This is a genomic window from Pseudomonas sp. Pseu.R1, assembly GCF_045764065.1.
Classification (GTDB): Bacteria; Pseudomonadota; Gammaproteobacteria; order Pseudomonadales; family Pseudomonadaceae; genus Aquipseudomonas.
The window spans coordinates 1269511-1296346 of sequence record NZ_JBJGEE020000001.1 but is presented as its reverse complement, the minus strand read 5'-3'; the positions used below and the strand labels follow the sequence as shown (position 1 = coordinate 1296346).

The window sequence follows — 26836 nt, the reverse complement described above, 5'->3', positions numbered from 1 at the left end:
TGGCAAACCTGCCCCAAAAAATGGCACATTGACGACCCCCGTGTGTCGCCGACATTTCTTGTAACTAACTCGTGCGCGGCACATCAATTGTTCGATGGAAGAACCTGATGGCCGTCACCAGCCCTTCGACCGCGACCTCCGCGGCCCCTCAAACCAGTCCGCTGGTCATGCGCATCATCGGCGCCGTGGCGTTGGCGCACCTGCTCAATGACATGATCCAGTCGATCCTGCCGTCGATCTATCCGATGCTCAAAGCCGCTTACGGCCTGAGCTTCACGCAGGTTGGCCTGATCACGCTGACGTTCCAGATCACCGCCTCGCTGCTCCAGCCCTGGGTCGGTTACTACACGGATCGCCACCCTAATCCGCTGGTGTTGCCGGTCGGCTCGTTGTGCATTCTGGCGGGCGTCGTGATGCTGGCTACAGTGGGCAGCTTTCCGCTGATCCTGCTGGCAGCCGGTCTGATCGGAATTGGCTCCTCGACCTTTCACCCGGAGGCTTCGCGTATCGCGCGGCTGGCCTCTGGCGGTCGCTTTGGGTTGGCGCAATCGAGCTTTCAGGTGGGCGGCAACAGCGGTTCGGCCATTGGGCCGTTGCTGGCGGCCGCGATCATCATCCCGTTCGGTCAAGGCCATATCGCTTATTTCGCCCTTGTCGCGCTGTTTTCGTCCGGCCTGCTGTACGCCATCAGCCGCTGGTACAAAACGCACCTGGCGCTGTTCAAACTCAAAGCGGGCAAAGCCGCGACCCACGGTCTGTCCAAAGGCCGGGTGACGAGCGCCCTGGTGGTGCTGGCCTTGCTGGTGTTCTCCAAATATTTCTACATGGCCAGCTTCACCAGCTATTTCACCTTCTTCCTGATCGACAAATTCCAGTTGAGCGTGGCCAGCTCGCAACTGCACCTGTTCATGTTCTTGGCAGCCGTCGCGGCGGGCACGTTCTTTGGCGGCCCGATTGGCGACAAGATCGGACGCAAGGCGGTGATCTGGTTCTCGATCCTCGGTGTGGCGCCGTTCACCATCGCGCTGCCCTACGCTGACCTGTTCTGGACCAGCGTGCTGAGCGTGATCATCGGCTTCATTCTCGCCTCGGCGTTTTCCGCCATTGTGGTTTACGCGCAAGAGTTGGTGCCGGGCAACGTGGGCATGATCGCCGGGATCTTCTTCGGCCTGATGTTCGGCTTCGGTGGTATTGGCGCTGCATTGTTGGGTCATCTCGCGGATCTTCACGGCATCGTGTTTGTCTACACCCTGTGTTCCTACCTCCCGCTGCTGGGCATATTGGCGATTCTACTTCCCAAGACAAAACATTGATGCTGACAGCGGTACTCATCTTTCTGGTCACCATTACGTTGGTGATCTGGCAACCCAAGGGGCTGGGCGTCGGCTGGAGTGCGACGTTCGGCGCGGTGCTGGCGCTGATATTCGGGGTCGTGCATTTAGCCGACATCCCGCAGGTCTGGCACATCATCTGGAATGCCACGGGCACCTTCATCGCGCTGATCATCATCAGCCTGTTGCTGGATGAGGCCGGTTTCTTCAACTGGGCTGCGCTGCACGTGGCACGTTGGGGCAAGGGGAGAGGGCGCCGACTGTTCGCGTTCATCGTGCTGCTCGGGGCGTTAGTGTCGGCGCTGTTCGCCAACGATGGCGCGGCGCTGATCCTCACGCCCATCGTCATGTCGATGCTGCTGGCGCTGCGTTTTTCCCCCGCGACCACCCTTGCGTTCGTCATGGCCGCAGGCTTCATCGCTGACACCGCGAGCCTGCCGCTGGTGGTGTCGAACCTGGTCAACATCGTCTCGGCGGACTATTTCGGCATTGGCTTCAATCGTTACGCGTCAGTGATGGTGCCGGTCAATCTGGTGAGCGTCGCCGCAACACTGGCCGTGCTGATGCTGTTCTTCCGTCGTGACATTCCCAAGACGTTCGATGCCGCGCAACTGGCCGATCCAGCCTCGGCCATTCACGACCGCGCGACGTTCATGGCCGGTTGGTGGGTGTTGGTCATTCTGTTGATCGGCTGCTTTGCGCTGGAGCCGCTGGGGATTCCGATCAGCGCGATTTCGGCGGTGTGCGCGGCGATCCTGCTGGGCATCGCTGCCAAAGGTCACAAAATATCGACGCGCAAGGTGATGAAAGAGGCGCCCTGGCAGATCGTGATTTTCTCGTTGGGCATGTATCTGGTGGTCTACGGACTGCGCAACGAAGGCATGACCACGTATCTGGCCGGATGGCTGAACCATTTCGCCGAGTACGGCCTGTGGGGCGCGGCGATGGGCACGGGAGTGCTGACCGCGCTGTTGTCATCGGTGATGAACAACCTGCCGACGGTGTTGATCGGGCTGCTCTCCATCGACGCCAGCCAGGCCCACGGACCGCTTCAGGAAGCGATGATCTACGCCAACGTCATCGGCAGCGATCTGGGGCCGAAGATCACTCCGATTGGCAGTCTGGCCACCTTGCTGTGGCTTCACGTGCTGGCGCGCAAGGGCGTGAGCATCGGTTGGGGTTACTACTTCCGCGTCGGCATCGTGCTGACCTTGCCGGTGCTCTTGATCACGCTGGCGGCGTTAGTGTTGCGATTGAGCTTCTGACTTCGTCGGTGTTCACCCACTCGGGCCAGCGATCCGACACCAGAAACACCCGCTCGGCCTCTTCCCAATCGCCATCACGGGTTTCAGTCAGCCGAACCAGCAACTGCGCGCGTTCTGCCGGATCAAGCTGCGTCAGCCAGCCTTGCAGGGTCTCCCGGCTCCACGGTGTGTCGACGCGAGCCGGCCCCAGCCATTGGGTGCGAGGCACCCACTGCCAGTGCTCGTTCGGGCGCTCGGCGATGAATGCGGGCCAGTCCTTTTGCGCCAGCCATTGCCCTTTCGGATGATCTGAATGCGTCCCTGTCGGCGAGGTCTGCGGGCCACGAAATGGGTAGAGCAGGTAGCCGCCGAGCCAGACATGGGCCTGAACCTCTTCTATTCCCAAGGCTGCCAGCGCCTGACGGGTTTCGGGGCGCGCGGACATCGGCAACTGATGCTCATTGAGGTGAGCCAACTTTGAACCCAGTGTGTCCTGTGACCCAGGTCCCAACCAATTCAGCGGGTCATGACCGTCAGCCTCCAACGGCCCCAGATAGAACTTGATCGCCAGCTCCAGATGATGAACGCCATCCTTGTCCCGAAGCAGCATGTCCAGTTCGCCCAGCGTGTGATTTTCAACCCGAATCGGCAGATTGGCGGCGATGAGTTCGACCCCTGGGGCGTGGTGGATTGCGAACTGCCACAAGCGCTCGTAATACAGGCCCAGACGGCGAATTGAACTGCGCGCCAGCCATTCGCTGAGCGGGTCGGAATCTTGATCCAGTTGACGAAGAAAGCTTTCCAGCGCGTGAGGATTGTCCACCCAGTCACTGGCGCTCAGGGGATGACGCTGTTGCCATTGGGTCTCAGCCAGCATCGGCGGCGAAAGCATGACCCACGCCAGATCCCGCACCCGGGGGGTGTGAAGTTGGCGGGGAAGGGCGGCGAGGGTCGGGAAAGGAGTCATGAGCGCAGGATAGCAGCGCAGTCGGATATGCATGCAATCCCCCTGTAGCAGTCCGGCTTGCCGGCGGCAGCGATTGTACTGTCCCTGCCGTCGGCAAGCCGGACTGCTACAGGGAGGGGGGCGTCTACAGGTTCATTTGCCGCTATCGACCCCATCGCCCATAATCGCGTTCTTTACCGGCACGAACCCCGCAGGAGCCTCATGGAGCAGTTTCGCAATATCGGCATCATTGGTCGTCTGGGCAGCTCCCAAGTGCTCGAGACCGTCCGCCGACTCAAGAAATTCCTGATCTCGCGGCACCTGCATGTGATCCTCGAAGAAGCCATCGCCGAGGTCCTGCCCGGCCACGGTCTGCAAACCTCCTCGCGCAAGATGCTGGGCGAGGTCTGCGATCTGGTCATCGTGGTCGGTGGCGACGGCAGCCTGTTGGGCGCGGCCCGTGCGCTGGCCAAACACCATGTGCCGGTGCTGGGGATCAACCGTGGCAGCCTCGGCTTTCTGACCGACATCCGCCCTGACGAGCTGGAAGTGAAGGTCGCCGAGGTGCTCGACGGCCACTACCTGGTGGAAAACCGCTTCCTGTTGCAAGCCGAAGTGCGTCGTCACGGCGAGGCCATTGGTCAGGGCGATGCCCTGAACGACGTGGTGCTGCACCCCGGCAAGTCCACGCGGATGATCGAATTCGAGATCTACATCGACGGCCAGTTCGTCTGCAGCCAGAAGGCCGACGGCCTGATCGTCGCGACCCCGACCGGCTCCACGGCCTATGCGCTATCGGCGGGTGGCCCGATCATGCACCCCAAACTGGACGCCATCGTCATCGTGCCGATGTACCCGCACACGCTGTCGGGTCGTCCGATTGTCGTCGACGGAAACAGTGAGCTGAAAATCGTTGTCTCAAAGGACATGACGATTTACCCACAGGTCTCCTGCGATGGACAAAACCACTTCACCTGCGCGCCGGGTGACACCGTGACCGTGAAGAAGAAACCGCAAAAACTGCGTCTGATTCACCCCCTCGATCACAACTATTACGAAGTCTGCCGGACCAAACTCGGTTGGGGCAGTCGGCTCGGCGGCGGGGGCGACTGATGCTCGATCCCGCGCGTGGCTACGATTTGATCGGTGACGTGCATGGTTGTGCCCAGACCCTTGAGCACTTGCTCGACGCCCTTGGTTACCGGTTTCAGGCGGGCGTGTGGCGCCACCCCGAGCGCATTGCCCTGTTTCTGGGCGACATCATCGACCGCGGCCCGCGTATTCGCGAGGCGCTGCACATCGTGCATGACATGGTGGTGGCCGGTCAGGCGTTCTGCATCATGGGCAACCATGAATTCAACGCACTGGGCTGGGCCACCCCGGCGCCACCGGAAAGTGGCAAGCAATTCGTGCGCGAACACACGCCACGTCATGCGCGCTTGCTGGGTGAAACCCTGGCGCAGTTCGAGCAGCATCCCGGTGACTGGAACGACTTTCTCAAGTGGTTCTACGAGCTGCCGCTGTTCATTGACGCCGAGCGTTTTCGTCTGGTGCACGCCTGCTGGGATGCCAGCCTGATCGAACCGCTGCGCAGCGCCCATGGTGACGGCCGCGTCGATCAGCATTTCGTGCAGGCCTCGGCAGTGCCGGGCAGCTTCGCCAGTGCCGTGTTCGACCGCCTCCTGCGCGGCACCGACATGCGCCTGCCCCATGGCATGACGCTGACCGGCGGTGACGGCCTGACCCGCGCCTCGTTCCGCACCAAGTTCTGGGAAGACGACCCGCAGACCTACGGCGATGTGGTGTTCCAGCCCGACGCCTTGCCGGAGCCGGTGGCCAAGCGGCCCCTGTCGGATTCCGAAAAAAACGCCTTGTTGCGCTATGGCGCCGACCAGCCGCTGCTGTTTGTCGGCCATTACTGGCGCAGCGGCGTTCCCGCGCCGATTCGTCCGAACCTGGCCTGTCTGGATTACAGCGCGGTGCTCTACGGCAAACTCGTGGCCTACCGGCTGGATCAGGAAACCATCATCGACCCGGCCAAGTTCGTCTGGGTCGACGTCAAGCGGCCGGACGTGCGGACGTGATGCGCATGACAGCACCGTATTTTTTGATGTTGAGGAACCCCCATGGATGATTCGACGTTCGACCAACTGGAGGCCGCGCTGCAAGCGGCCCCCGGCAACGTCGCACTGCTGACACTGTTGCTCGACGCCAGCGTCGAGCGCGCTGAACACGAGCGCGGCTTGAAGTTGCTGCCCGACGATCTGGAACAATGGCCATCGGCCCCGGCGCTCAAGCTGGCTGCCGCCAAACTGTGCCTGGCGGCGGGCGATGCAGCGCGGGCTTTGCAACTGGCCGAGGGAAGCGATGCGCAAACACGGCTGTTCAAGGCGCGTATTCTGGCCGATCTGGATCGCTTGAAAGAGGCGCAGGTCGAGTACCGCGCCGCCATCGAAGCCAATCCGGCACTGGAAGACGTGGTGTTCTGGCGTCGCCTCAACGTGTCGGTGGCCGAGGTGCCTCGGGCCGACGGGCGCCCGCGTTTGCGGGTGATCTCCAACGACGACACCGATCAGACCGAAGTGACGCGGCTGTTGGAACCGAACAACGAGACCGTGACCTTCAGCGACATCGGCGGTCTGGAAGACCTGAAAAAGACCATTCACAAGAAAATCATCCTGCCGTACCAGAAGCCCGGCCTGTTCCAGCGCTTTCGCAAGAAGGTCGGTGGCGGCGTGCTGCTCTACGGGCCGCCCGGCTGTGGCAAGACCCTACTGGCCCGCGCGACGGCAGGGGAGTGCAACGCCACGTTCTTCAACATCGCCATCTCCGACGTGCTGGACATGTACATCGGCGAATCCGAACGCAAACTCCATGCGCTGTTCGAGCAGGCGCGGGCGAAGGCGCCTGCGGTGATGTTTTTCGACGAAGTCGAGGCGTTGGGCGGCAAGCGGTCCAACACCCGTGAATCGACGTCGTCCAAGCTGGTCAGCCAGTTCCTCTCGGAAATGGACGGCTTCACGCAGGACAACAAAGGTGTGCTGATCCTGGCGGCGACCAACGTGCCGTGGTCGGTGGATTCGGCGTTTCGTCGTCCCGGCCGTTTCGACCGCGTGCTGTTCGTGCCGCCACCGGATCGCGAAGCGCGGGAAAGCATGCTGCGCATGATGATGAAGGACCGGCCCATGGCTGACGACATCGACTTCGGCTATCTGGCGAAAAACACCTCGGGTTTTTCCGGCGCCGACCTTGGCGAACTGGTGGACACCGCTGCGGACGAGGCCATCGAGGAGTCGCTGACCAGTGGCAGTGAACGGGTGATCTGTGATGCCCATTTCAAAGCCGCGTTGAAAGAAGTGCGGGCGACCACCCTGGAATGGCTCACCACGGCGCGCAACTACGCGCGCTACGCCAACGAAGGCAATCAGTACGATGAAGTACTGGCCTTCCTCGACAAGCACGGGAAGGGGCGCTGATGGCGCGTTATGGCGGATACCGCATCGAAGATGAGCCACGCCCCGGTCCTTTGGCCAAATGGGCGGTGTCTCCGTTCTGGCCGCTGCTGGGCATGATGCTCGGCGGCGCCTGGTTGGGCCTGCCCTGGTTCGTGTTCAATTCCATTGCTGTCGGCAGCCCGACCCGCGTGCGCGAATGGTGCCTGGCAGGCGCGGCGCTGGTGGGCAGCGTGATCATCGGCTGGGCACTGATGCAATTGGCGGGCTCGGGCTACCTGGCCACTCAGGCGCAGGTGCAGTACGCCCTGTTGGTGCTGGTGGTGTGGAAGCTGACCATCGGCTACCTGCTGTATATGCAGCAAAACCAGACCATCGAGATTTATCAGTATTACGGTGGCGAACTGAACCGCTTCGGTCTGCCGTTGGCACTGATCGGTGGCTTCGTGCTCAAGGGCGCGGTCGTGAAGTTTTTGCCTTACACCCTCTGGTATCTGGTGGTGAGCTGATGAATACCGACTATCTGCTGCAACTGGCTTACCAGCGTCTACAGGCCGATCACAACGACGGGGCCATCGACGCCCTGCGCCAATTGCTGGCCAACGACCCTGACTCGGCGGAGGCCCACGCACTGCTGGCCATCTGTTTGATGAACATGCGTCGCGTCCACGCCGCGCGCCGAGAGGTGCAGCTCGCGCTGGCAACTGACGCCCAACTGCCGCTGGCTCACTACGCGGCGGCGCAAGTGGCCATCGCCCAGCGTAAGTTCAAACTGGCGGAGGAACATTTGGCGCAGTTGCTCGATCTGGAACCCCTCAACCCGCTGAACCATCGTTGCAAGGCCGAGCTGTATCAGTTGACCGGGCGTTTATCTCAAAGCCGCGAGCCGCTGGAAAAGGCACTGGAACTGGCGCCAGACGACGCTGCCAATCTGGTGGCCATGGCGCAATTTCACCGCGCCAGCGGCAACTGGGGGCAAGCGCATGCGTTTGCCCGTCAGGCGTTGCAGGCATCCCCCGGTCATCCCGGTGCGGTCATCGTGATGGGGCATCTGCTGTTGCGCGAAGGGGACATCAGCGGCGCCCGGGAACACGCGATCTGGGCGTTGCAGGAAAATGCCAACAACGTTGCAGCGCTGCACCTGCTGACGGCGGTGAAAGCCCGCAGCAACCTGTTTCTCGGTGCCTGGTGGCGGTTCAATAGCTGGATGAACGAGCGCAGCGCGACCCGTGCGATCATTTTGCTGCTGGTCATGTTCGTGACCTACCGCGTGGTGGTCATCACCCTCACGGCTCAGGGGCATCCGCAATTGGCGCAACTGATCGACTGGCTGTGGCTGGCCTTCGCCGCCTATACCTTCGCCGCCCCCCAGATATTCCGGCGTTTGCTGGAAAAAGAACTGGTGCAGGTCAAACTGTCGAAGGAATTCTGACGAACTGGCATCCTGCCCAGTTTCGAATGGTCATAATTGCGCTCATTGAATCAGCGACATTTATCAGAGGTTGTTCACATGGCATCTTTTTCGGACATGATCGAAAACATCACACCGGACATCTACGAAAGCCTGAAGCTGGCTGTGGAAATCGGCAAATGGTCCGATGGCCGTAAGCTGACCCAGGAGCAACGCGAGCTGTCCTTGCAGGCGCTGATTGCCTGGGAAGTGCGCAACGTGCCGGAAGAGCAGCGCATCGGCTACATGGGGCCGCAGGAATGCGCGTCCAAATCGGCGCCGATCCCCAATATCCTGTTCAAGTCGGATGCCATCCATTGATCGAGATTGGCCGAGGCTCCGTTAATAAAATGTCTGCGCGGCTCGATGCGGCGCAGGTGCAATATGCGTTTCGTCTGGGTGAGTCGGAAATTCCGGTCAACCCGCTGATCGGCAAGACCGTGCGCCTGGAGTACCTGGGTGCGATCCATTGCAGCCACTGCGGGCGACGCACCAAGACCAGCTTCAGTCAGGGCTATTGCTACCCGTGCATGCAGAAACTGGCGCAGTGCGACGTGTGCATCATGAGCCCGGAGAAATGCCATCACGACGAGGGCACCTGCCGTGAACCGGCGTGGGGCGAGCAGTTCTGCATGACGGATCATGTGGTCTACCTGGCCAACTCGTCGGGCGTGAAAGTGGGCATTACTCGCGCCACGCAATTGCCGACCCGCTGGCTCGATCAGGGTGCCAGTCAGGCGCTGCCGATCGTGCGGGTCGCCACGCGCCAGCAGTCCGGGTTCGTCGAAGACCTGTTTCGCAGTCAGGTGGCCGACCGCACCAACTGGCGCGCGCTGCTTAAAGGCGATGCGCCAGCGGTTGACCTGAGCGCCATTCGTCAGCAATTGTTCGCGTCTTGCGCCGACGGCCTGGTCGCGTTGCAGCAGCGCTTCGGCTTGCAGGCCATTCAGTTGCTCAATGACGTCGAACCGATCGAGATCCGTTATCCAGTCGAGGCGTATCCGACCAAGGTCGTCAGCTTCAACCTGGACAAGGACCCCATTGCCGAGGGCACGTTGCTGGGCATCAAGGGCCAGTACCTGATCTTCGACACTGGCGTGATCAATATTCGTAAGTACACGGCGTATCAGCTCGCCGTGCATCACTAAGGACAGCATCATGCGCACCGAACAGCCGAAAATGATCTACCTGAAGGATTACCAGGCGCCTGAGTACCTCATCGACGAGACGCACCTGACCTTCGAATTGTTCGACGACCACACCCTGGTGCACGCGCAATTGGTCATGCGTCGCAACCCTGAGCGTGGAGCTGGTTTGCCACCGCTGGTGCTCGACGGCCAGTTGCTGGAGCTGCTGTCGGTCAAACTGGCCGACGTGGACCTGACCCCGGGTGACTATGAACTGACCCCGGACAGCCTGACCGTCCAGCCCAAGTCCGAGAGCTTCACCCTCGATACCAGCGTGAAGATCCACCCGGAAACCAACACCGCGCTGGAAGGCCTGTACAAATCCAGCGGCATGTTCTGCACCCAGTGCGAGGCCGAGGGCTTCCGCAAGATCACCTATTACCTCGACCGCCCGGACGTGATGAGCAGCTTCACCACGACCGTGATTGCCGACAAGCAGGACTTCCCGATCCTGCTGTCCAACGGCAACCCGGTTGACCACGGCCCTGAAGGCGAAGACCGCCACTGGATCACCTGGGAGGACCCGTTCAAGAAGCCTGCCTACCTCTTCGCATTGGTGGCCGGTGACCTGTGGTGCATCGAAGACACCTTCATCACCATGACAGAGCGCAAGGTGACCCTGCGCATCTACGTCGAGCAGGAAAACATCGACAAATGCCAGCACGCCATGGACAGCCTGAAGAAATCCATGCGCTGGGATGAAGAGGTCTACGGTCGTGAGTACGACCTGGACATCTTCATGATCGTGGCGGTCAACGACTTCAACATGGGCGCCATGGAGAACAAAGGCCTCAACATCTTCAACTCCAGCGCTGTGCTGGCTCGCGCCGAAACCGCGACCGACGCCGCGCATCAGCGGGTCGAGGCCATCGTCGCCCACGAATACTTCCACAACTGGTCGGGCAACCGCGTGACCTGCCGCGACTGGTTCCAGCTGTCGCTCAAGGAAGGCTTCACGGTATTCCGCGACGCCGGTTTCTCCGCTGACATGAACTCGGCCACGGTCAAGCGCATTCAGGATGTGGCCTACCTGCGTACCCACCAGTTCGCCGAAGACGCTGGCCCCATGGCCCATGCCGTGCGCCCGGACAGCTTCATCGAGATCTCCAACTTCTACACCCTGACCGTGTACGAAAAGGGCTCGGAAGTGGTCGGCATGATCCACACCCTGCTGGGGGCCGAGGGCTTCCGCAAGGGTAGTGACCTGTATTTCGAGCGCCACGATGGCCAGGCCGTGACCTGCGACGACTTCGTCAAAGCCATGGAGGACGCCAACGGCGTTGACCTGACCCAGTTCAAGCGCTGGTACTCGCAGGCCGGTACGCCGCGTCTGGCGGTGACCGAGTCTTACGACGCCGCTGCCAATACCTACAGCCTGACCTTCCGCCAGACCGCGCCGACCACGCCGGGCCAGCCGGGGGACGAGAAAAAGCCGTTCGTGATCCCGGTGGCGCTGGGCCTGTTGAACCAACAGGGTCAGGAAATGCCGCTGCGCTTGCAGGGCGAATCTGCTGCTGTGGGCACTTCCCGCGTCATCGCCGTGAACGAAGCCGAGCAGACCTTCACCTTCGTGGACGTGGCCGAACAGCCGCTGCCGTCGCTGCTGCGGGGCTTCTCGGCGCCGGTCAAGCTGAGCTTCCCGTACAACCGCGACCAACTGATGTTCCTGATGCAGCACGACAGCGATGGCTTCAATCGCTGGGATGCCGGTCAGCAACTGTCGGTTCAGGTGTTGCAGGAACTGATTGCTCAACACCAGAAGGGCGAGCCATTGGTGCTGGATCAGCGTCTGATCACCGCATTGGGCACCGTGCTGGCCGACGACAGTCTGGATCAGGCCATGGTCGCCGAAATGCTCTCGCTGCCGGGTGAGGCTTACCTCACTGAAATCAGCGAAGTGGCCGATGTCGATGCCATCCATGCCGCTCGCGAGTTCGCCCGTCTGCAACTGGCCAACAGCCTGAGCGACGCGCTGTGGAAGCGTTATCAGGCCAACCGCGACGTGTCGAAGAACACAGCTTACGTGGCCGAGTCCGAGCACTTCGCCCGCCGTGCGCTGCAAAACATCGCGCTGTCTTACCTGATGCTCACCGGCAAGCCGGAAGTCTTGGCGGCGGCCATCGAACAATTCGACAGCGCCGACAACATGACCGAGCGCCTGACCGCGCTGGCGGTCCTGGTCAACTCGCCGTTCGAGGATGAGAAGGCCAAGGCCTTGGCGGTGTTCGCCGAACACTTCAAAGACAACGCGCTGGTCATGGATCAGTGGTTCAGCGTGCAGGCCGGCAGCACCTTGCCGGGCGGCCTTGAGCGCGTGAAGGCGTTGATGCAGCATCCGGCGTTCACGATGAAGAACCCGAATAAGGTGCGTGCGCTGATCGGTGCCTTCGCCGGGCAGAACCTGATCAACTTCCATGCGGCGGACGGCTCGGGCTATCGCTTCCTGGCGGACCTGGTCATCGAACTGAACGGCTTCAACCCGCAGATCGCCTCTCGCCAACTGGCCCCGCTGACCCGCTGGCGCAAGTACGACGACAAGCGCCAGGGCCTGATGAAAGGCGAGCTGGAGCGCATTCGTGCGTCCGGCCAACTGTCGCCGGACGTGTATGAAGTGGTGAGCAAAAGCCTGGCGTAATCACTGTCGGGCTTTAAAGAAGGGCCGTCCGTGCGAGCGGGCGGCCCTTTTTTGTGCCCCGCATGTCCCCGAGGGAGAGGGTGGTCGATACACCAATCCTTGTAGGAGCGCACGAGCCGATCGCGGCCTCGCGGGGCTCGTTCGCTCCTACGGAGAGCCTTCGTCTAATTGCAGTCCGGACTGTCGTAGGCCATTTCCCATGTCTCGCGTTTAGCTTTCACGCAGGATCATGGGATCCGACTGGCAGAAGCGTCCCGCCTCAACATTCATCCTTTCTCCGCTTGCTGAGTCGGCAAGTATCTCCTCAAACGAAAGGTGTGAAATTGCTCATGAAGGGACGGATAACGCTGGTGCTGCTGGGAATGGTCGCGGTAGGGCAGGAAGCTGCGGCGCAGGCGCATCTGACAAACGAGCAACGATTTCAGGTGGGCAGTGTAGAGATGAGCCTGGGTGTAGGGCTGCTGAATGGCAAATCCCATGAGAAGGTGTACGACGAAGGCGAGAAGCTCAGTCAACTGAAGTGGGACCTCAAGCAGGTGCCCACCTTACATCTGGGGCTGGCGTACTACCCGCTGAACTGGCTGTCTCTGGAGGCGCGCGGCTGGACGCAAATCGCCAAGGGCAACGGGCATATGAAGGACTACGATTGGATGAATGGGGAGGACGAGGACTGGACTCACTATTCTGATCACCCCGATACCCGTGTGCAGAAAGCCTGGCAGGCGGAGGTCGGTGCAACCGCATGGGCGTTGAAGCTCGAGAACCTGGCGCTGGGCGTCATGCTGGGTTATCAACGCAGCGAGTTGGGCTGGCGGTCTCGTGGAGGACGGTTCAACTATTCCTCGGACGACGGATTTCGTGATCTTGTCGGTCAGTTTCCAGCCGGGTTGAAAACGATCACCTACGAACAGACCTACCAAACCCCGTACGTCGGGCTGGTGGCACTCTACACTTGGCGCGACTGGACCCTGGAAGGCCGGTTCAAACACAGCCAGTGGGTCAAGGCCAGCGATTACGACCAGCATCACCTGCGTAACCTGACGTTCGCCGGTAATAACGGCAACAGTGGACGCATGCAAAGCCTGGCGGTGGGCCTGGGCTGGCAAATCAATCCGGCTTTCTCCATCGAGGCCGACGTCGATTATCAGGTGTATGCCGAGGCCAAGGGGAGCATGCGGGTCAACGACTTAAGCAGCGGCGAAACGAGGTATTACAGTGGCGATGTGGGTTCGCAATCCTCCAGAACCGTGGTGTCGAGCTTGGCGGTGAATTACCGGTTTTGAATTCGCTCCCACAGGTTTCAACCGCTTAGGGCCTTGAGTACGATCGATCCGTCACTCACCGCGATACACACACCCACTGGTGCAGGTCTCGTGGATACGAATGGCCGACAGCTCAGGCAGCAGTGGCTTCAATTCATTCCAGATCCACTTCACCAAAACCTCGCTGGTCGGGTTTTCCAGACCGGGGATGTCGTTGAGGTAGTTGTGATCCAGACGCTCATACAGCGGCTTGAAAATGGTCTTGATTTCGGAGAAATCGCGGATCCAGCCGGTGTGCGGATCAGGTTCGCCCTGCAGGTAGATGGCCACTTTGAACGAGTGGCCATGCAGACGACCGCACTTGTGGCCTTCCGGGACGTGGGGCAGGCGGTGGGCGGATTCGAAGGTAAATTCTTTGAAGATTTCCACGGTATTCAGGGCCTTGAAAGGTGGCGATCGCCAGGGCGAAAAAATGCAGGTGGCGAGTTTATCAGCATTGGCCGCGCAACGGGCAGGCGGAACCTGACCGCTCGGTTAAAACACGCTGTTAGATCAGCGGTTCAAGACGGTCGGCCAGGCGGCCACTGTCGGCCAGCTCCAGAAATTCGTCGCCCATGCGTCGACTCTCTTCCATTGCGGTTCGCCAGTACTGTTGACGCGCGCTGTCCTGACCCATGAAGCGCTTGAAATCGCTGCGGTCCGGCAGCTTGCCGTGGGGCAGCGCAGCCAGATAATCCCGTGACGGGGCCAGCAGCAGGACGTCCTGCAAGCGACCCTGATCGCCGCGCCGCCAAGGCAGGGCCTTGTCGAACCAACCGGGGATGACTTTGTCGGTAAAGTGCGGGTAGAGCACGATGTCGCTGCCGCTGTAGGGCAGGTCCAGGTGGTAATCCAGCAGGCCGCCGTCGCGAAACGTGCCGGGGCCGACGCCAGGGATGTCCATGACGCCTTGCATCACCATCGGAATGGAACCTGAAGCCAGCAGCGACTGACGCAAGTTGGCGGTGTCCAGTGGCAGACAGCGGGAGGGAAAATCCGTCAACGCGGACAGCGGGGGCGCTTGCCGTGCGTCGTGCATGATCAGGCGCTCGAAATGCCGCGACAGGCGGGAGCGGCTCAGAAGGTTGTTGGCGATCACCGAGCCAAGGCCCAGGCCCAGCCCGCCGCGATGATCCCGCGCCAGCAGGCCGTGGCTTTTGACGATCATGATGTTGAGGCGATAAAGGGGGTGGCTGAGCACGCTGGCGTCGCGGCCTTGCAACAGGTCGTCGAGCATTTTCGTGCAGCTCTGGCTGACTTCAGCCATGGTCACGCCCTTGGCAAAACTCTGCTCGTTGTAGAGCCGCCCCAACAGCTCGATGCCGGCCACGGGATCGGGAAGGCAGGCGCTGGCGAAGCGCCAAGAGCCAATGGACGCGCCAATCAGCGCACGCTCGCGAGGCGCACGCGGCAGCCAGTCACCGAACAGCGCCAGGTCCAGCCCCTGAATCCCCAATGCTTTTGGCCCGCCTGCTGCACCGGGGATGATGCCGACATCGGCCGGTGACAGCCCGCGCTCGCGAATTCGCGTCATGGCGCGTTTGCCCGCCTTGAGGGTCAGGGCGGGGCGTTTGATCTGAATGGCGGTCATGAAAGCTCCGGGGATAAACGACGGCAGATTATAGCCGCAGACCAGAAAATGAAGCGGCGCCTGTGATGATGGCATCTAGCCAGAAAATTCAGCTTCAATTAAGTTCGAGCGTTTATCGTAAGTCCCGTCAACCCAACGAATGAAACGGAGACTTCCCATGAACACATTCACTGTCTTTTTTGCCGCTTCTGCCCTGCTCGCCACAGCCGGTTACGCTCAGGCCCGGGATCTTGGCCCCGATGAGGCGCTGCGTCTGCGAGATGCGGGTACTATTCAGTCTTTCGAGAAACTCAACGCAGCGGCGCTGGTCAAGCACCCGAATGCCACCATCACCGAAACGGAGCTGGAACAGGAATATGGCAAATACGTTTATCAGGTCGAGCTGCGCGATGCCAAGGGCGTCGAGTGGGACGTCGAACTGGACGCCGTTAACGGGCAAGTGCTCAAAGACCACCAGGACACCTGATGATCACGCCTAAACGTCCCGGCGAGCGCTTCGTCTATGGCCTGCTGGCCACGTCCGCTGTCTTGCTCTGCACCGTGTGTGTCGCGCGTGATCTGGATCAGGACGAAGCGCTCAAATTGCGTCAGCAAGGTGTGATTCTGCCGTTGGAGCAGTTCATCGAGCAGGCGCTGGGGCGTTACCCCGGCTCGAAGCTTCTGGAAGCCGAACTGGAAGAAAAACACGATGTGCTGGTCTACGAAATCGAGTTGCTGACCCACGATCACGTGGTTCGCGAATTGAAGTTCGATGCGAAGGACAGTCGCCTGCTCGAAGACAAGGAAGATGATTGATGCGGCTGTTATTGGTTGAAGACAACGTGCCCCTGGCGGACGAGCTGGTCAGTGCCTTGAGCCAGGGGTACGCCGTCGATTGGCTTGCGGATGGGCGCGACGCGATTCACCAGGGGGCGAGCGAGCCTTACGATCTCATCGTACTGGACCTCGGTTTGCCGGGGGTGCCCGGCCTTGAGGTGCTACAAAAGTGGCGTGCGGACGGCCTGTCGACTCCGGTTCTGGTGTTGACCGCCCGCGGTTCCTGGGCCGAACGGATCGAAGGCCTGAAGGCCGGTGCCGACGATTACCTGACCAAGCCCTTTCACCCGGAAGAACTGCAATTGCGCATTCAGGCGTTGTTGCGTCGCGCACGGGGGTTGGCCAACCAGCCGAAACTCGAAGCTGCCGGGCTGCATCTGGATGAGGGGCGGCAGTGCGTCACCCGTGATGGCGAAGACATTCAACTGACGGCCGCTGAATTCCGTCTGTTGCGCTACTTCATGTTGCACCCTGAGCAGATTCTCTCCAAAAGCCATCTGGCCGAGCATTTGTACGACGGCGAAAACGAGCGCGATTCCAACGTCATCGAAGTGCACGTGAACCACCTGCGGCGCAAGCTGGGGCGTGCCGTGGTGGAGACCCGTCGTGGTCAAGGTTATCGGTTTGGCGGGAGTGGCGGGTGAGGTCGATCCAGAGACGTTTGAGCCTGGGACTGATCAGCGTCTTGCTGATCATCGGTCTGGTGCTGGCACAGATCAGCCTGTGGCTGTTCGAAGTCGGCCTGCAACGCTATCTGGAATCCGGACTGCGCAATGACGCCGAATCGCTCTTGGTGGCCATCGTTCGCGGCCCGGCCGGGCTGCAACTGGACGAACGCCGGCTTTCGTCGGGCTATCAACGCCCTTATTCGGGTCATTATTTTCGAATTGATTTCGACGACGGTCACTGGCGTTCGCGTTCGTTATGGGATCTTGAACTGCCACAACCTGACGAAGCCGGCCTGCACGCCGATCTGAAACTGGCGAAAACCCGACAGTCGTTGTTGCTGCTGCATGCCGAGTACCGCAAGTTCGGTCAGACGATTGCCATCACCGTCGCACAGGATTACACACCCGTAAAAGCCAGCTTCGCTCTGGTGCAGCGCATCGGACTGGCGTTGGGGCTGGCGGGGTTGATTCTGATTCTGATACTGCAACGTGTCACGGTCCGGCGCGCCTTGCGCCCATTGGATCGGGCGCGGGAGCAGATTCAGCAATTGCAACAGGGCCAGCGTTCGCACCTCGATGAAGAGGTGCCGCTTGAGCTGGAACCGTTGGTGGCGCAGATCAACCATTTGCTGGCCCACACCGAAGACAGCCTCAAGCGCTCGCGCAACGCGTTGGGCAATTTGGGCCACGCGCTAAAGACCCCGCTCGCGGTGCTGATGAGTCTGGCTCAAGGTCAGAAGCTGGCGCAGCATCCACAACTTCAGGCCACGCTGCGTGACCAGTTGCAGCAGATTCAGCAGCGTCTGGAGCGTGAGTTGAATCGCGCGCGATTGTCAGGGGATGCCTTGCCTGGCGTGCGATTCGACTGCGACGCCGAGTTGCCGGTGTTGTTTTCCACTGTGCAGATGATCCATGGCGAACATCTGGAGCTGAACAATCATGTCGGTCAGGGCCTCGTCTTGCCGTGGGACCGCGAAGACCTGCTCGAACTGCTCGGCAACTTGCTGGATAACGCCTGTAAATGGGCCGACAGCGCGGTGTGCCTGAACATCTCTCAAACGCCTGAGGGCTATTGCCTGCTGATCGACGACGACGGCCCCGGTATTCCCGAGTCACAACGTGAAGACGTGCTCGGTCGCGGCAATCGGCTGGATGAACAGGTGACAGGTCATGGCCTTGGGCTGGGTATCGTCAAGGACATCGTCGAGTCCTGGGATGGGCGCATTCAACTGCTGGACAGTCCGCTGGGCGGGTTGCAGGTGCGTATCGATCTACCCGAAAGACAACGACCGCATTAATGACATCGGCCTTTTCTCTTTTCTTGTAGCCGTGCTGCTACGACCAGCGGCCAGGATTGTGATCGAACCCTCAACTTTCGCGCTGCCGCGCCGTTAACCGATAAGGAGCCCATCGAGGCAACGCACACAATAATAAAGGGTCACGATACCTATGCGGCTAAATCTGAAAGCCAAAGTCCTGTCGCTCGCCGTGCTACCGGTGTTGCTGTTCGCGCTGATCATCAGTGTCAGCACGGTCGTCATGCTGCGCCAGCAGGCGGATCGGGAAGTCGAAGAAACCCGCCAGCACCTGCTCTCGGAAGCCAAGGCCACGTTGCAAAGCTACGTCGCAGTGGCCATGGGCACCATCAAGCCGTTGTACGACGCGTCGGCACCGGGCGACATGGAGGCCCGCGCTCAGGTCATCAAAATGCTCTCGCAGGTCAAGTACGCCAAAGATGGCTACTTCTTCGGCTACGACTCCCAAGCCGTGCGGCTGTTCAAGGGCGACAGCCCGGACGGCATCGGCAAAAGCTTCAAGGATGCTCGTGACCCAAATGGCGTGTACGTCAACAGCGGTTTGGTCGAGGTCGCGAAAGCAGGCACCCATTACCTGGAATACTCCTCGCCATTACCCGGTTCCAACGAGCTGGTGCCCAAGCTCGGATACTCCGAATACCTCGCCAAATGGGACATGGCCGTCGGCTCTTCGGTGAATCTGGACAACATCGACGCCAAGGTGGCCGAGGTGCGCAAGGCGGTCGCCGAGCGCATGACGGACATGTTGATCAGCATCATCGGCATCGCATTGGTGGTGCTGGTGATCATCACGATCATCGGTGTCTGGATCGCAGGCAGCATTCTGCGTCCACTGCGCCTGATGAAAGCCAATCTGGATGACATCGCCGCAGGGGAGGGCGACTTGACCCGCCGCCTGACCGTGACCTCACAGGACGAACTGGGTGAACTGGCGGGTTCTTTCAACCGTTTCGTCGACAAGATCCACAGCCTTGTGCGGCAGATTGCGGACATGACCTCGCAACTGACGCGGCTGGTGGGCGAGGTGACAGACCAGGCACAACGCTCCGAGCAGGCCATGGAGCGTCAGCGTCACGAAACCGATCAAGTGGCGACGGCGATCAATCAGATGTCCGCCGCCGCTCAGGAAGTGGCCAAGAGCGCGCAGGGCGCTTCGATCGCCGCTCAGCAAACCGACGAAGAAGGTCAGGCTGCAAAACGGGTGGTCGATGGCAGCATTCAGCAGATTCATGCATTGGTGAACGACATCCGCCACAGCGGTTCCTCGCTGGACAGTTTGCAGAATGACGTGACGTCCATCGTTGGCGTGCTGGGGGTGATTCGTTCGATTGCCGAGCAGACCAACCTGCTCGCCCTCAACGCCGCCATTGAGGCCGCGCGGGCAGGGGAAGCCGGTCGCGGTTTTGCCGTGGTAGCCGATGAAGTTCGGGCGCTGGCCAGTCGCACCCAGCAAAGTACCCAGGAAATTCAGGGCATGATCGATCGCCTGCAACAGGGCACGCAGGGGGCGGTGGCTGCAATGCGTCGCTCCAGTGAGGCGGGTGATGGCACCTCGGCGCGGGCTAACGAGGCGGGCGCGTCGCTGGACACCATCGGCCATTTGATCGGCACCATCAACTCGATGAACGCGCAGATCGCCAGCGCCGCAGAAGAACAGACGGCTGTCGCTGAAGAGATCAACCGCAGCGTGCATCAGATCGCCGTCGCCGTGGAAAGCGTGGCCGACGAAACCCGACACAGCGCCACGACGTCCCGCAGCCTGACCGACCTCAACCATCGCCTCGGCCAACTGGTCGGGCAATTCCGCATCTGATGTGATAACGGCGGGCCGCAACGGCCCGCCATTCGTTTATCCCTCCCCTGTCTCACCCGCTTTACAGGCGGCACTCCTGCCACGATTGGCGGACTAACGTTCAGGCCGCGGCTTGGCGGCGCTCGATGACATGGAAGAGACATGAACGAAACCGCGCTGCAAAACAAAACCCTGATGCTGCTTCTGGTGTTGGTCACCGTTGCGTTCATCTGGATTCTCCTGCCGTTCTACGGCGCCGTGTTCTGGGCGGTGATCCTGGGGATCATCTTCGCCCCCCTGCAACGACGGTTTCTGGCGCGCTTTGGCTGGAAACGCAATGCAGTCTCGCTGTGCACGTTGCTGGTCTGCCTGCTGATCGCCATTTTGCCGGTGATCATCATTAGCATGCTGATGGTTCAAGAGGGCGCCGCGTTGTACCGCAATGTTGAAAGCGGCCAACTGGACATCCCCAAATACCTGGCCGAATTCAAGGCGGTCCTGCCTGTCTCGATGCAGCATTGGCTCGACCGTCTGGGTCTGGGCGACTTCAACGGGCTGCAAGACAAGATATCCAAAGCAGCGATGCAAGGCAGCCAATACCTGGCGACTCAAGCGTTCAGTTTCGGGCAGGGTACGTTCGATTTTGTGGTGAGCTTTTTCATCATGTTGTACCTGTTGTTTTTCTTCCTGCGCGACGGCCCGGAGCTGGTGCGGCGGATTCGCGCGGCGATTCCGCTGGCCGAGCCACAGAAGCGTCGCTTGCAATTGAAATTCACCCGTGTGGTGCGGGCGACGGTGAAGGGCAATGTGGTGGTAGCGGTCACGCAGGGGGCGTTGGGCGGTTTGATCTTCTGGGTGCTCGACATTCCCAGTGCGCTGCTGTGGGCAGTAGCGATGGCGTTTCTTTCATTGCTGCCAGCGGTGGGGGCGGGGATCGTCTGGGCGCCGGTGGCGGTGTACTTCCTGGTCAGCGGGATGGTCTGGCAGGGCGTGGTGCTGGGGCTGTTCGGGGTGTTTGTGATCGGGTTGGTGGATAACGTCTTGCGGCCGATTCTGGTGGGCAAGGACACGCGCATGCCGGATTACCTGATTTTGATTTCGACGCTGGGCGGGATGGCGGTATTCGGGCTGAACGGGTTCGTGATCGGGCCGATGATTGCGGCGTTGTTCATGTCGACGTGGGGATTGTTTACCAGCGCCAAGAAGGCAGTGCGGTTGCCGGGGTGAGCAAGCCTGCTCATCCTCTTGGGACGCGTCCGGCGGAGCTTGTGCAACCCTGTGGGAGCCGGCCGGGCGGCGCTCCGTTTGCTGGCGAATGAGGTGCATAAACACCCAAAACCAACCCATAAAAAAGCCCCGCTAAAAAGCGGGGCTCTTTACATCTCAGCCAACCATCACAGCCCGGCGTGCTGCACCAGAGTAAGCAACGGCTGTGGATACACACCGAGGAAGAACGCCAACAGCGTAATCCCCAACAGCATCACGCCACCTGCACGCTGCGCCCAGTTGAACGGGGCATCGTGGCGCTGGATCTTCGAGTCTTGCAGATACAGCGTCACCATCACGCGCAGATAGTAGAACACGCCAATGGCGCTACCCACGACCAGCGAACCGGTCAACCACCACAAGTGTGCTTCCACGCCGGTCGCGATGATGTAGAACTTGCCGATGAAGCCGGTGGTCAGCGGGATACCCGCCAGCGAGAGCATCATCACGGTCAGTACGGCGGTCAGGTACGGACGACGCCAGAACAGACCCCGGTACTCGAACATCGCATCCGCATCGCGACCGCTATATGGCGACGACATCAGGGTGATCACGCCGAACGCACCCAGGCTGGTCAGCACGTAGGTCACCAGATAGACGCTGATGGCCTCGACCGCCATGCCTTTGCTGGCAACCATCGCGATCATCATGTAACCGAAGTGGGCGATGGACGAGTAACCCAGCAGACGCTTGAGATTGTTCTGGGTCAGGGCCAGCAGGTTACCGATCAGGATCGACGCCACGGCGATGACCGACATGACATCGGTCAGCACGCCACTGGTAGCCGCCGGGGAGATCTGGAACAGGCGAACCAGCACACCGAACACCGCGACCTTGCTGGCGGTGGCGAGGAACGCCGCCACCGGGGCAGGGGCGCCTTCATACACGTCAGGGGTCCACAGGTGGAACGGTACCAGCGACAGCTTGAAGCCCAGGCCGATCAGCATCATGCCCAGACCCAGGCTGGCCATCTGGCTTGGCATGCCGGTCGCGGCGATGGCCTTGCCGATTTCGCCGAAGCCCAGGCTACCGGCATCGGCATACAACAGGGCCATACCGAACAGCAGGAACGCGGAACCTGCGGCGGACAGCACCATGTACTTGATACCGGCTTCCAGCGAACGCTTGTTGAAGAACGCGTAGGCGACCAGACCGTAGACCGGTACCGACAGCAGTTCCAGACCAATGAACAAGCCCGCCAGGTGTTGCGCGGCGACCAGCACCATGCCGCCGGCAGCGGCCATCAGGATCAGCAGGTAAAGCTCTTCACGGTTGCCCGGATAACCTGCCTTGCCTTCACCCATGTAGGCGTGTGCCAGCGTGACGCAGGCCAGGGTCGAGACCAGGATGATGCCGATGTAGAGCAGGGCGAAGCTGTCGATCTGCAGCAGGGGCGTGACCACCAGCGGCGCGACCTTCAAGGCCGGGTAAATCGACAACAGGGCCAGGTTGAGTCCCGCCACAGTGAGCAGGAACGATTGCGAGTGACTGCGACGCCATGCGATGCCCAGCATCACCACTACAACGGTGAGGCTGGTGATCAGCAGCGGCGCCAGCGCGATAAAGTGTTGAATCGTCAGGTCCATAGCGCTCTTACCGGGCCGAAGCGAGTTGAGTGAAGGCAGTGCCAAGCCATTGCTGCACGCCATGCATGGTCGCCGAGGAGGTGTCGAGGACCGGCTGCGGGTAGACACCCAGCAGGACCAGCAGCACCGCCAGGCCCAGCACCATGATCAGTTCACGACCTTCCATGCCACGGTAGATTTCTTCGGTTTTTGCAGGGCCGAAATAGGCACGGTGGATCATGATCAGCGAGTAGACCGAACCGAACACCAGACCGGAAGTGGCGATGGCGGTGATCCACGGAGCGCTGACGAAAGTACCGATCAGGATCAGGAACTCGCCGACGAAGTTACCGGTACCAGGCAAGCCCAACGAAGCGGCTGCAAAGAACAGGCTGATGGCCGGCAGGTAAGCGATCTTGTTCCACAGGCCGCCCATCTCGCGCATGTCACGGGTGTGCAGGCGCTCGTACAGTTGACCACTGAGGATAAACAGTGCAGCGGCGGACAGACCGTGAGCCAGCATCTGAACCACGACACCTTGCAAGGCTTGCTGGCTGCCGGAGTAGATACCGATCAGCACGAAGCCCATGTGCGAGACGCTGGAAAACGCGATCAGGCGCTTGATGTCGGTTTGAGCGAAAGCCAGGAAGGCACCGTAGAAGATGCCGATCAGGCCGAGGATCATCGCGATCGGTGCGAACTCTGCCGAGGCGTTCGGGAAGAGCGGCAGGGCAAAACGCAGCAGGCCATACGCAGCGGTTTTCAGCAGGATACCCGCCAGGTCCACGGAACCTGCAGTCGGTGCCTGAGCGTGAGCATCAGGCAACCAGGAGTGCAGCGGCACGATGGGCAGTTTCACCGCGAAGGCGATGAAGAAGCCCAGCATCAGGATGTACTCGGTGCCAGGGGCCAGTTTGGTCTTCAGCAGGTCGGCGTACGCGAAGGTGATCACGCCGGTCTGATTGAAGTGCACCAGCACCAGACCCAGGATCGCCACCAGCATGATCAGGCCGCTGGCCTGAGTGAAGATGAAGAACTTGGTCGCGGCATAGATACGGGTTTTCTTGCCATCTGCCGAGCTGTGACCCCAGAGCGCGATGAGGAAGTACATCGGCACCAGCATCATTTCCCAGAAGAAGAAGAACATGAACAGATCGATGGCGAGGAACACGCCAACGACACCGCCCAGGATCCACATCAGGTTCAGGTGGAAGAACCCGACGTTACGCTGGATCTCTTTCCATGAGCAGAGTACCGAGAGGATACCCAGCAGGCCGGTCAGCAGAATCATCAGCAGCGACAGGCCATCGAGGGCCAGGTGCACGCTGATACCGAAGCGCTGGATCCACTGGGCCTTGAATTCAAGGGCCCAGCTCGGGTCGGCGCCCGGGGTTGGTGCGTAGGTGTACGTACCGGTCAGCCACAGCCACAGGCCCAGGGCCGTCAGCAGAGACATAGTCAGCAGCGCAATCCAGCGCGGCAGGGTAGGGCCGAAGCGCTCACCTTGCCAGCACAGCAGGCCGCCGATGAAGGGGATCAGGATTAGCCAAGGCAGAATCATGACGGGCTCAATTCCTTTCGCAAAGTCGCAAGGTTCATGTCAGATCGACTCATCAGACCAGCACAATCGCGCCAAGCACCAGTACGGCACCTGCGGCGATGGAAGCGGCGTACCAGCGCAGCTGACCGGTTTCGGTTCGGCTCATCAGGCTGTTACCGGCCTTGGCCAGACGCGGGATCACACCGATGGTGTGGTCGAGCGGATCGCTACGCAGAATGCGGCTGATGGCCAGATAAGGCTTGACGAACAGCACGTCGTAAACCCAGTCGAAACCCCATGCCGCGAACCACCAGGCGGACAGGAAACGACCCGGACCGCTGTTGGCGATGGCCGTCACCAGACGACGCTTGCCAAGGAACAGCAGGGCGGACAGCAGGATACCGGCCAGGGCGATGGCGCCCGAGGCAATTTCCAGGCTGTGCTTGGCTTCGCCGCCTGCATGACCCGCGCTTTCCGGCAGCACGCCGGCCAGTGGCGGATGAATCCAGGCACCGATGAAGGTCGACAGCACGATCAGCACGCCCAACGGCAACCAGTGGGAAATCCCGTGGCCAGCGTGAGCTTCGGTCTTCGCTTCACCGTGGAAGGCGATGAAGATCAGGCGGAAGGTGTACAGCGAGGTCATGAACGCACCGACCAGACCTGCATAAAGCAGATATTGATGGCCGCTTGCGAAGGCTTCCCAAAGAATTTCGTCTTTGGAGTAGAAACCTGCAGTCAGGATCGGCAAGGCCGCCAACGCTGCGCCGCCGACGATGAAGCTGGTGTAGGCCAGAGGCAGCTTTTTCCACAGGCCGCCCATCTTGAAGATGTTCTGCTCGTGATGGCAGGCCACGATCACCGCACCGGAAGCCAGGAACAGCAGGGCCTTGAAGAATGCGTGGGTCATCAGGTGGAAAATCGCCCCTTCCCAGGCACCTACACCCAGCGCCAGGAACATGTAGCCGATCTGGCTCATGGTCGAGTAGGCAAGGATGCGTTTGATGTCGGTCTGGACCAGCGCTGCGAAACCGGCCAGCACCAGCGTGATACCGCCAACGATGCCGACCAGGTGCAGAATGTCCGGCGCCAGGGCGAACAGGCCGTGAGTACGGGCGATCAGGTAGACGCCCGCGGTCACCATGGTCGCGGCGTGGATCAGTGCCGAGACCGGGGTAGGACCGGCCATCGCGTCTGCCAGCCAGGTTTGCAGCGGCAGTTGCGCAGATTTACCGACCGCACCGCCCAGCAGCATCAGGGTCGCCAGCACGATCCAGAAATCGCCGACCTTGAAGTGTTGAGGTGCACGAACCAGCAGTTCCTGAATGTTCAGCGTGCCCAGTTGCTGGAACAGGATGAACAGGCCGATGGCCATGAACACGTCGCCGATGCGGGTCACGATGAAGGCTTTCAGTGCGGCGTTGCCGTTGGCGCGGTTGCTGTAATAGAAACCGATCAACAGGTACGAGCACAGGCCCACGCCTTCCCAACCGAAGTAGATGAACAGCAGGTTGTCGCCCAGGATCAGGAACAACATGCTGGCAATGAACAGGTTGGTGTAGGAGAAGAAACGTGAGTAGCCGTCTTCACCGCGCATGTACCACGAGGCGAACAGGTGAATCAGGAAGCCGACGCCGACCACCACACCGAGCATGGTGATGGACAGGCCATCGACATACAGGGCGAAGTTCGGATCGAAGCCGTCCACCGACATCCAGCGCCACAGCACCAGGGTCAGGTGGCCACCTTCCGGCGGCGCCACGTTGAATTGCCAGATCACGTAGGCAGCGACGATGGCCGACAGGCCAATGGAGCCGACGCCGACGAGGGCGGACAGGTTTTCCGACCACTTGCCGCGCGAGAACGACAGCAGCAGGAAGCCGATCAGAGGGAATACGAAAGTCAGAAAGAGTAGGTTCATCCGCGCATCTCGCTGGCAGCGTCGATATCGAGAGTGTGGAAGCGGCGATACAGTTGCAGCAGGATCGCCAGGCCAATACTGGCTTCGGCGGCGGCAAGACTGATCACCAGAATGAACATCACTTGCCCGTCAGGCTGCGCCCAGCGGCTGCCCGCGACCACGAAGGCCAGGGCGGCAGAGTTCATCATCACTTCCAGGCTCATCAACACGAACAGAATGTTGCGGCGTACCAACAGGCCCGCCAGGCCGAGGCAGAACAGGACACCGGCAACCGCCAGACCATGTTCAAGAGGGATAGCTGAGTGCATGGGTTTACTCCTTCGCCTCGTTGCGGCCGACGTGGAACGCGGTCACGGCTGCGGCGAGCAGCAGCATCGACGCGAGTTCGACAACCAGCAGGTAAGGGCCGAACAGGCTGACGCCAACGGCCTTGGCATCCACCGTGGTGTGGCCGATACCGGCACCGGTGGAGTGGGCGAACAGCATGTAGATCAGCTCGGCCAGCAACAGGCCGCACAACAGGATCGGACCCAGCCAGATGCCGGGTTTGAGCCAGGCACGTTCCTGCTGAACCGAGGCCGGGCCCAGGTTCAGCATCATCACCACGAACACGAACAGCACCATGATGGCGCCCGCGTAAGCGATCACTTCCAGGGCACCGGCGAACGGCGCGCCGAGGCTGAAGAAGGTCATGGCCACAGCGATCAGCGAGATGATCAGGTAGAGCAGGGCGTGCACCGGGTTCGTGTGCGTCACCACCCGCAGGGTGGAGACCACGGCGATACCGGATGCGAAATAGAAAGCGAATTCCATCT

25 protein-coding genes and 1 pseudogene are annotated in these 26836 nt (G+C 60.8%); 18 read left to right on the top strand and 8 right to left on the bottom strand.

All coding sequences use genetic code 11. From position 1 onward, the window contains the following. The first annotated feature begins 107 nt into the window (after positions 1 to 107). Both ACI5GA_RS06155 and ACI5GA_RS06150 read left to right on the top strand, forming a co-directional pair. Positions 108 to 1313 (top strand): MFS transporter, encoded by a 1206-nt coding sequence (locus tag ACI5GA_RS06155; protein WP_404631088.1) that lies wholly within the window; start codon positions 108 to 110, stop codon positions 1311 to 1313. Next, positions 1313 to 2596 carry an arsenic transporter gene (locus ACI5GA_RS06150; RefSeq protein ID WP_404631086.1) on the top strand — a complete coding sequence of 428 codons (1284 nt, stop codon included), beginning with the start codon at positions 1313 to 1315 and terminating at the stop codon, positions 2594 to 2596. Before ACI5GA_RS06155 ends, ACI5GA_RS06150 begins: the two co-directional genes overlap by 1 nt. On the opposite strand, the gene ACI5GA_RS06145 is transcribed toward ACI5GA_RS06150, so the two are convergent. Continuing rightward, entirely contained in the window at positions 2559 to 3542 is a 984-nt protein-coding gene (locus ACI5GA_RS06145) for a DUF1853 family protein (RefSeq protein WP_404631723.1), read from the bottom strand. The genes ACI5GA_RS06150 and ACI5GA_RS06145 overlap by 38 nt on opposite strands. Before the next feature lie 201 nt (positions 3543 to 3743). Between ACI5GA_RS06145 and ACI5GA_RS06140 the strand changes: the two genes are divergently transcribed. From ACI5GA_RS06140 to ACI5GA_RS06100, 9 genes are all read left to right on the top strand, one after another. After that, positions 3744 to 4634, top strand: coding sequence for an NAD(+) kinase (locus ACI5GA_RS06140; RefSeq protein ID WP_421422199.1), 891 nt, complete (start codon positions 3744 to 3746; stop codon positions 4632 to 4634). Then, entirely contained in the window at positions 4634 to 5605 is a 972-nt protein-coding gene (locus tag ACI5GA_RS06135) for a metallophosphoesterase (RefSeq protein ID WP_404631082.1), read from the top strand. Before ACI5GA_RS06140 ends, ACI5GA_RS06135 begins: the two co-directional genes overlap by 1 nt. A gap of 42 nt (positions 5606 to 5647) precedes the next feature. Then, positions 5648 to 6997: an ATP-binding protein gene (locus ACI5GA_RS06130; RefSeq protein WP_421422197.1), complete on the top strand. Its 1350-nt coding sequence runs from the start codon at positions 5648 to 5650 to the stop codon at positions 6995 to 6997. Further along, complete coding sequence (locus tag ACI5GA_RS06125; RefSeq protein ID WP_404631078.1) at positions 6997 to 7482, top strand: hypothetical protein; 486 nt, start codon at positions 6997 to 6999, stop codon at positions 7480 to 7482. Before ACI5GA_RS06130 ends, ACI5GA_RS06125 begins: the two co-directional genes overlap by 1 nt. After that, on the top strand, positions 7482 to 8405 hold the full coding sequence (locus tag ACI5GA_RS06120; RefSeq protein ID WP_404631076.1) for a tetratricopeptide repeat protein: 924 nt from the start codon (positions 7482 to 7484) through the stop codon (positions 8403 to 8405). Before ACI5GA_RS06125 ends, ACI5GA_RS06120 begins: the two co-directional genes overlap by 1 nt. A gap of 78 nt (positions 8406 to 8483) precedes the next feature. Beyond that, positions 8484 to 8744: a YeaC family protein gene (locus ACI5GA_RS06115; RefSeq protein ID WP_404631074.1), complete on the top strand. Its 261-nt coding sequence runs from the start codon at positions 8484 to 8486 to the stop codon at positions 8742 to 8744. Then, positions 8741 to 9571 (top strand): DUF2797 domain-containing protein, encoded by an 831-nt coding sequence (locus ACI5GA_RS06110; RefSeq protein WP_421422195.1) that lies wholly within the window; start codon positions 8741 to 8743, stop codon positions 9569 to 9571. Before ACI5GA_RS06115 ends, ACI5GA_RS06110 begins: the two co-directional genes overlap by 4 nt. A gap of 10 nt (positions 9572 to 9581) precedes the next feature. After that, on the top strand, positions 9582 to 12245 hold the full coding sequence (gene pepN / locus ACI5GA_RS06105) for an aminopeptidase N (protein WP_421422193.1): 2664 nt from the start codon (positions 9582 to 9584) through the stop codon (positions 12243 to 12245). A 329-nt stretch (positions 12246 to 12574) separates the two neighbouring features. Continuing rightward, entirely contained in the window at positions 12575 to 13528 is a 954-nt protein-coding gene (locus ACI5GA_RS06100) for an omptin family outer membrane protease (RefSeq protein WP_421422191.1), read from the top strand. 51 nt (positions 13529 to 13579) lie between these two features. On the opposite strand, the gene queD is transcribed toward ACI5GA_RS06100, so the two are convergent. Then, positions 13580 to 13936, bottom strand: coding sequence for a 6-carboxytetrahydropterin synthase QueD (gene queD / locus ACI5GA_RS06095; RefSeq protein WP_404631066.1), 357 nt, complete (start codon positions 13934 to 13936; stop codon positions 13580 to 13582). Between the two features lie 118 nt (positions 13937 to 14054). Continuing rightward, positions 14055 to 15137 carry a patatin-like phospholipase family protein gene (locus ACI5GA_RS06090; RefSeq protein ID WP_404631064.1) on the bottom strand — a complete coding sequence of 361 codons (1083 nt, stop codon included), beginning with the start codon at positions 15135 to 15137 and terminating at the stop codon, positions 14055 to 14057. Between the two features lie 157 nt (positions 15138 to 15294). Here ACI5GA_RS06090 and ACI5GA_RS06085 point away from each other — a divergent pair, with 157 nt between their 5' ends. The 7 genes and pseudogenes from ACI5GA_RS06085 (at position 15295) to ACI5GA_RS06055 (ending at position 20956) form a co-directional block, all read left to right on the top strand. Then, on the top strand, positions 15295 to 15603 hold the full coding sequence (locus ACI5GA_RS06085) for a PepSY domain-containing protein (RefSeq protein ID WP_404631062.1): 309 nt from the start codon (positions 15295 to 15297) through the stop codon (positions 15601 to 15603). Then, positions 15603 to 15932: a PepSY domain-containing protein gene (locus ACI5GA_RS06080; RefSeq protein ID WP_404631060.1), complete on the top strand. Its 330-nt coding sequence runs from the start codon at positions 15603 to 15605 to the stop codon at positions 15930 to 15932. Before ACI5GA_RS06085 ends, ACI5GA_RS06080 begins: the two co-directional genes overlap by 1 nt. After that, positions 15932 to 16597 carry a response regulator transcription factor gene (locus ACI5GA_RS06075; RefSeq protein ID WP_404631058.1) on the top strand — a complete coding sequence of 222 codons (666 nt, stop codon included), beginning with the start codon at positions 15932 to 15934 and terminating at the stop codon, positions 16595 to 16597. The genes ACI5GA_RS06080 and ACI5GA_RS06075 overlap by 1 nt, the downstream gene beginning before the upstream one ends. Next, entirely contained in the window at positions 16594 to 17919 is a 1326-nt protein-coding gene (locus tag ACI5GA_RS06070) for a sensor histidine kinase (RefSeq protein ID WP_421422188.1), read from the top strand. The genes ACI5GA_RS06075 and ACI5GA_RS06070 overlap by 4 nt, the downstream gene beginning before the upstream one ends. Before the next feature lie 151 nt (positions 17920 to 18070). Next, positions 18071 to 18892 (top strand): annotated as a pseudogene (locus ACI5GA_RS06065) (cache domain-containing protein); the annotation flags it as partial. A gap of 36 nt (positions 18893 to 18928) precedes the next feature. Beyond that, positions 18929 to 19750, top strand: a complete 822-nt coding sequence (locus ACI5GA_RS06060) for a methyl-accepting chemotaxis protein (RefSeq protein WP_404631721.1) — start codon at positions 18929 to 18931, stop codon at positions 19748 to 19750. Positions 19751 to 19891: 141 nt separating this feature from the next. Further along, on the top strand, positions 19892 to 20956 hold the full coding sequence (locus ACI5GA_RS06055; protein ID WP_404631054.1) for an AI-2E family transporter: 1065 nt from the start codon (positions 19892 to 19894) through the stop codon (positions 20954 to 20956). 167 nt (positions 20957 to 21123) lie between these two features. Here ACI5GA_RS06055 and nuoN read toward each other — a convergent pair whose 3' ends face one another. Genes nuoN through nuoJ form a run of 5 tightly spaced genes read right to left on the bottom strand, consistent with a single transcriptional unit; the run spans position 21124 to position 26834 of the window. Next, positions 21124 to 22581: an NADH-quinone oxidoreductase subunit NuoN gene (gene nuoN / locus ACI5GA_RS06050; RefSeq protein ID WP_404631052.1), complete on the bottom strand. Its 1458-nt coding sequence runs from the start codon at positions 22579 to 22581 to the stop codon at positions 21124 to 21126. A 7-nt stretch (positions 22582 to 22588) separates the two neighbouring features. After that, a complete protein-coding gene (nuoM, locus tag ACI5GA_RS06045) occupies positions 22589 to 24121 on the bottom strand; it encodes an NADH-quinone oxidoreductase subunit M (protein WP_108239293.1) in 1533 nt (510 codons plus the stop codon). A gap of 52 nt (positions 24122 to 24173) precedes the next feature. Continuing rightward, the gene (gene nuoL / locus ACI5GA_RS06040; protein ID WP_404631050.1) at positions 24174 to 26021 is read right to left on the bottom strand and encodes an NADH-quinone oxidoreductase subunit L; all 1848 of its coding nucleotides are present in this window, start codon (positions 26019 to 26021) and stop codon (positions 24174 to 24176) included. After that, entirely contained in the window at positions 26018 to 26329 is a 312-nt protein-coding gene (gene nuoK, locus ACI5GA_RS06035) for an NADH-quinone oxidoreductase subunit NuoK (protein ID WP_404631048.1), read from the bottom strand. Before nuoK ends, nuoL begins: the two co-directional genes overlap by 4 nt. 4 nt (positions 26330 to 26333) lie before the next feature. Further along, complete coding sequence (gene nuoJ / locus ACI5GA_RS06030; RefSeq protein WP_279890552.1) at positions 26334 to 26834, bottom strand: NADH-quinone oxidoreductase subunit J; 501 nt, start codon at positions 26832 to 26834, stop codon at positions 26334 to 26336. Between the last annotated feature and the right edge of the window lie 2 nt (positions 26835 to 26836).

Bases quoted from the DNA above. Each gene is read 5' to 3' on its own strand.
- ACI5GA_RS06150 (WP_404631086.1), top strand. From the start codon at position 1,313: ATGCTGACAGCGGTACTCATCTTTCTGGTCACCATTACGTTGGTGATC.
- ACI5GA_RS06140 (WP_421422199.1), top strand. From the start codon at position 3,744: ATGGAGCAGTTTCGCAATATCGGCATCATTGGTCGTCTGGGCAGCTCC.
- nuoJ (WP_279890552.1), bottom strand. From the start codon at position 26,834: ATGGAATTCGCTTTCTATTTCGCATCCGGTATCGCCGTGGTCTCCACC.
- ACI5GA_RS06115 (WP_404631074.1), top strand. From the start codon at position 8,484: ATGGCATCTTTTTCGGACATGATCGAAAACATCACACCGGACATCTAC.
- nuoL (WP_404631050.1), bottom strand. From the start codon at position 26,021: ATGAACCTACTCTTTCTGACTTTCGTATTCCCTCTGATCGGCTTCCTG.
- ACI5GA_RS06075 (WP_404631058.1), top strand. From the start codon at position 15,932: ATGCGGCTGTTATTGGTTGAAGACAACGTGCCCCTGGCGGACGAGCTG.
- ACI5GA_RS06080 (WP_404631060.1), top strand. From the start codon at position 15,603: ATGATCACGCCTAAACGTCCCGGCGAGCGCTTCGTCTATGGCCTGCTG.
- ACI5GA_RS06090 (WP_404631064.1), bottom strand. From the start codon at position 15,137: ATGACCGCCATTCAGATCAAACGCCCCGCCCTGACCCTCAAGGCGGGC.
- ACI5GA_RS06060 (WP_404631721.1), top strand. From the start codon at position 18,929: ATGACCTCGCAACTGACGCGGCTGGTGGGCGAGGTGACAGACCAGGCA.
- ACI5GA_RS06100 (WP_421422191.1), top strand. From the start codon at position 12,575: ATGAAGGGACGGATAACGCTGGTGCTGCTGGGAATGGTCGCGGTAGGG.
- nuoN (WP_404631052.1), bottom strand. From the start codon at position 22,581: ATGGACCTGACGATTCAACACTTTATCGCGCTGGCGCCGCTGCTGATC.
- nuoK (WP_404631048.1), bottom strand. From the start codon at position 26,329: ATGCACTCAGCTATCCCTCTTGAACATGGTCTGGCGGTTGCCGGTGTC.
- ACI5GA_RS06130 (WP_421422197.1), top strand. From the start codon at position 5,648: ATGGATGATTCGACGTTCGACCAACTGGAGGCCGCGCTGCAAGCGGCC.
- pepN (WP_421422193.1), top strand. From the start codon at position 9,582: ATGCGCACCGAACAGCCGAAAATGATCTACCTGAAGGATTACCAGGCG.
- ACI5GA_RS06120 (WP_404631076.1), top strand. From the start codon at position 7,482: ATGAATACCGACTATCTGCTGCAACTGGCTTACCAGCGTCTACAGGCC.
- ACI5GA_RS06125 (WP_404631078.1), top strand. From the start codon at position 6,997: ATGGCGCGTTATGGCGGATACCGCATCGAAGATGAGCCACGCCCCGGT.
- ACI5GA_RS06135 (WP_404631082.1), top strand. From the start codon at position 4,634: ATGCTCGATCCCGCGCGTGGCTACGATTTGATCGGTGACGTGCATGGT.
- nuoM (WP_108239293.1), bottom strand. From the start codon at position 24,121: ATGATTCTGCCTTGGCTAATCCTGATCCCCTTCATCGGCGGCCTGCTG.
- ACI5GA_RS06055 (WP_404631054.1), top strand. From the start codon at position 19,892: ATGAACGAAACCGCGCTGCAAAACAAAACCCTGATGCTGCTTCTGGTG.
- ACI5GA_RS06145 (WP_404631723.1), bottom strand. From the start codon at position 3,542: ATGACTCCTTTCCCGACCCTCGCCGCCCTTCCCCGCCAACTTCACACC.
- ACI5GA_RS06085 (WP_404631062.1), top strand. From the start codon at position 15,295: ATGAACACATTCACTGTCTTTTTTGCCGCTTCTGCCCTGCTCGCCACA.
- ACI5GA_RS06155 (WP_404631088.1), top strand. From the start codon at position 108: ATGGCCGTCACCAGCCCTTCGACCGCGACCTCCGCGGCCCCTCAAACC.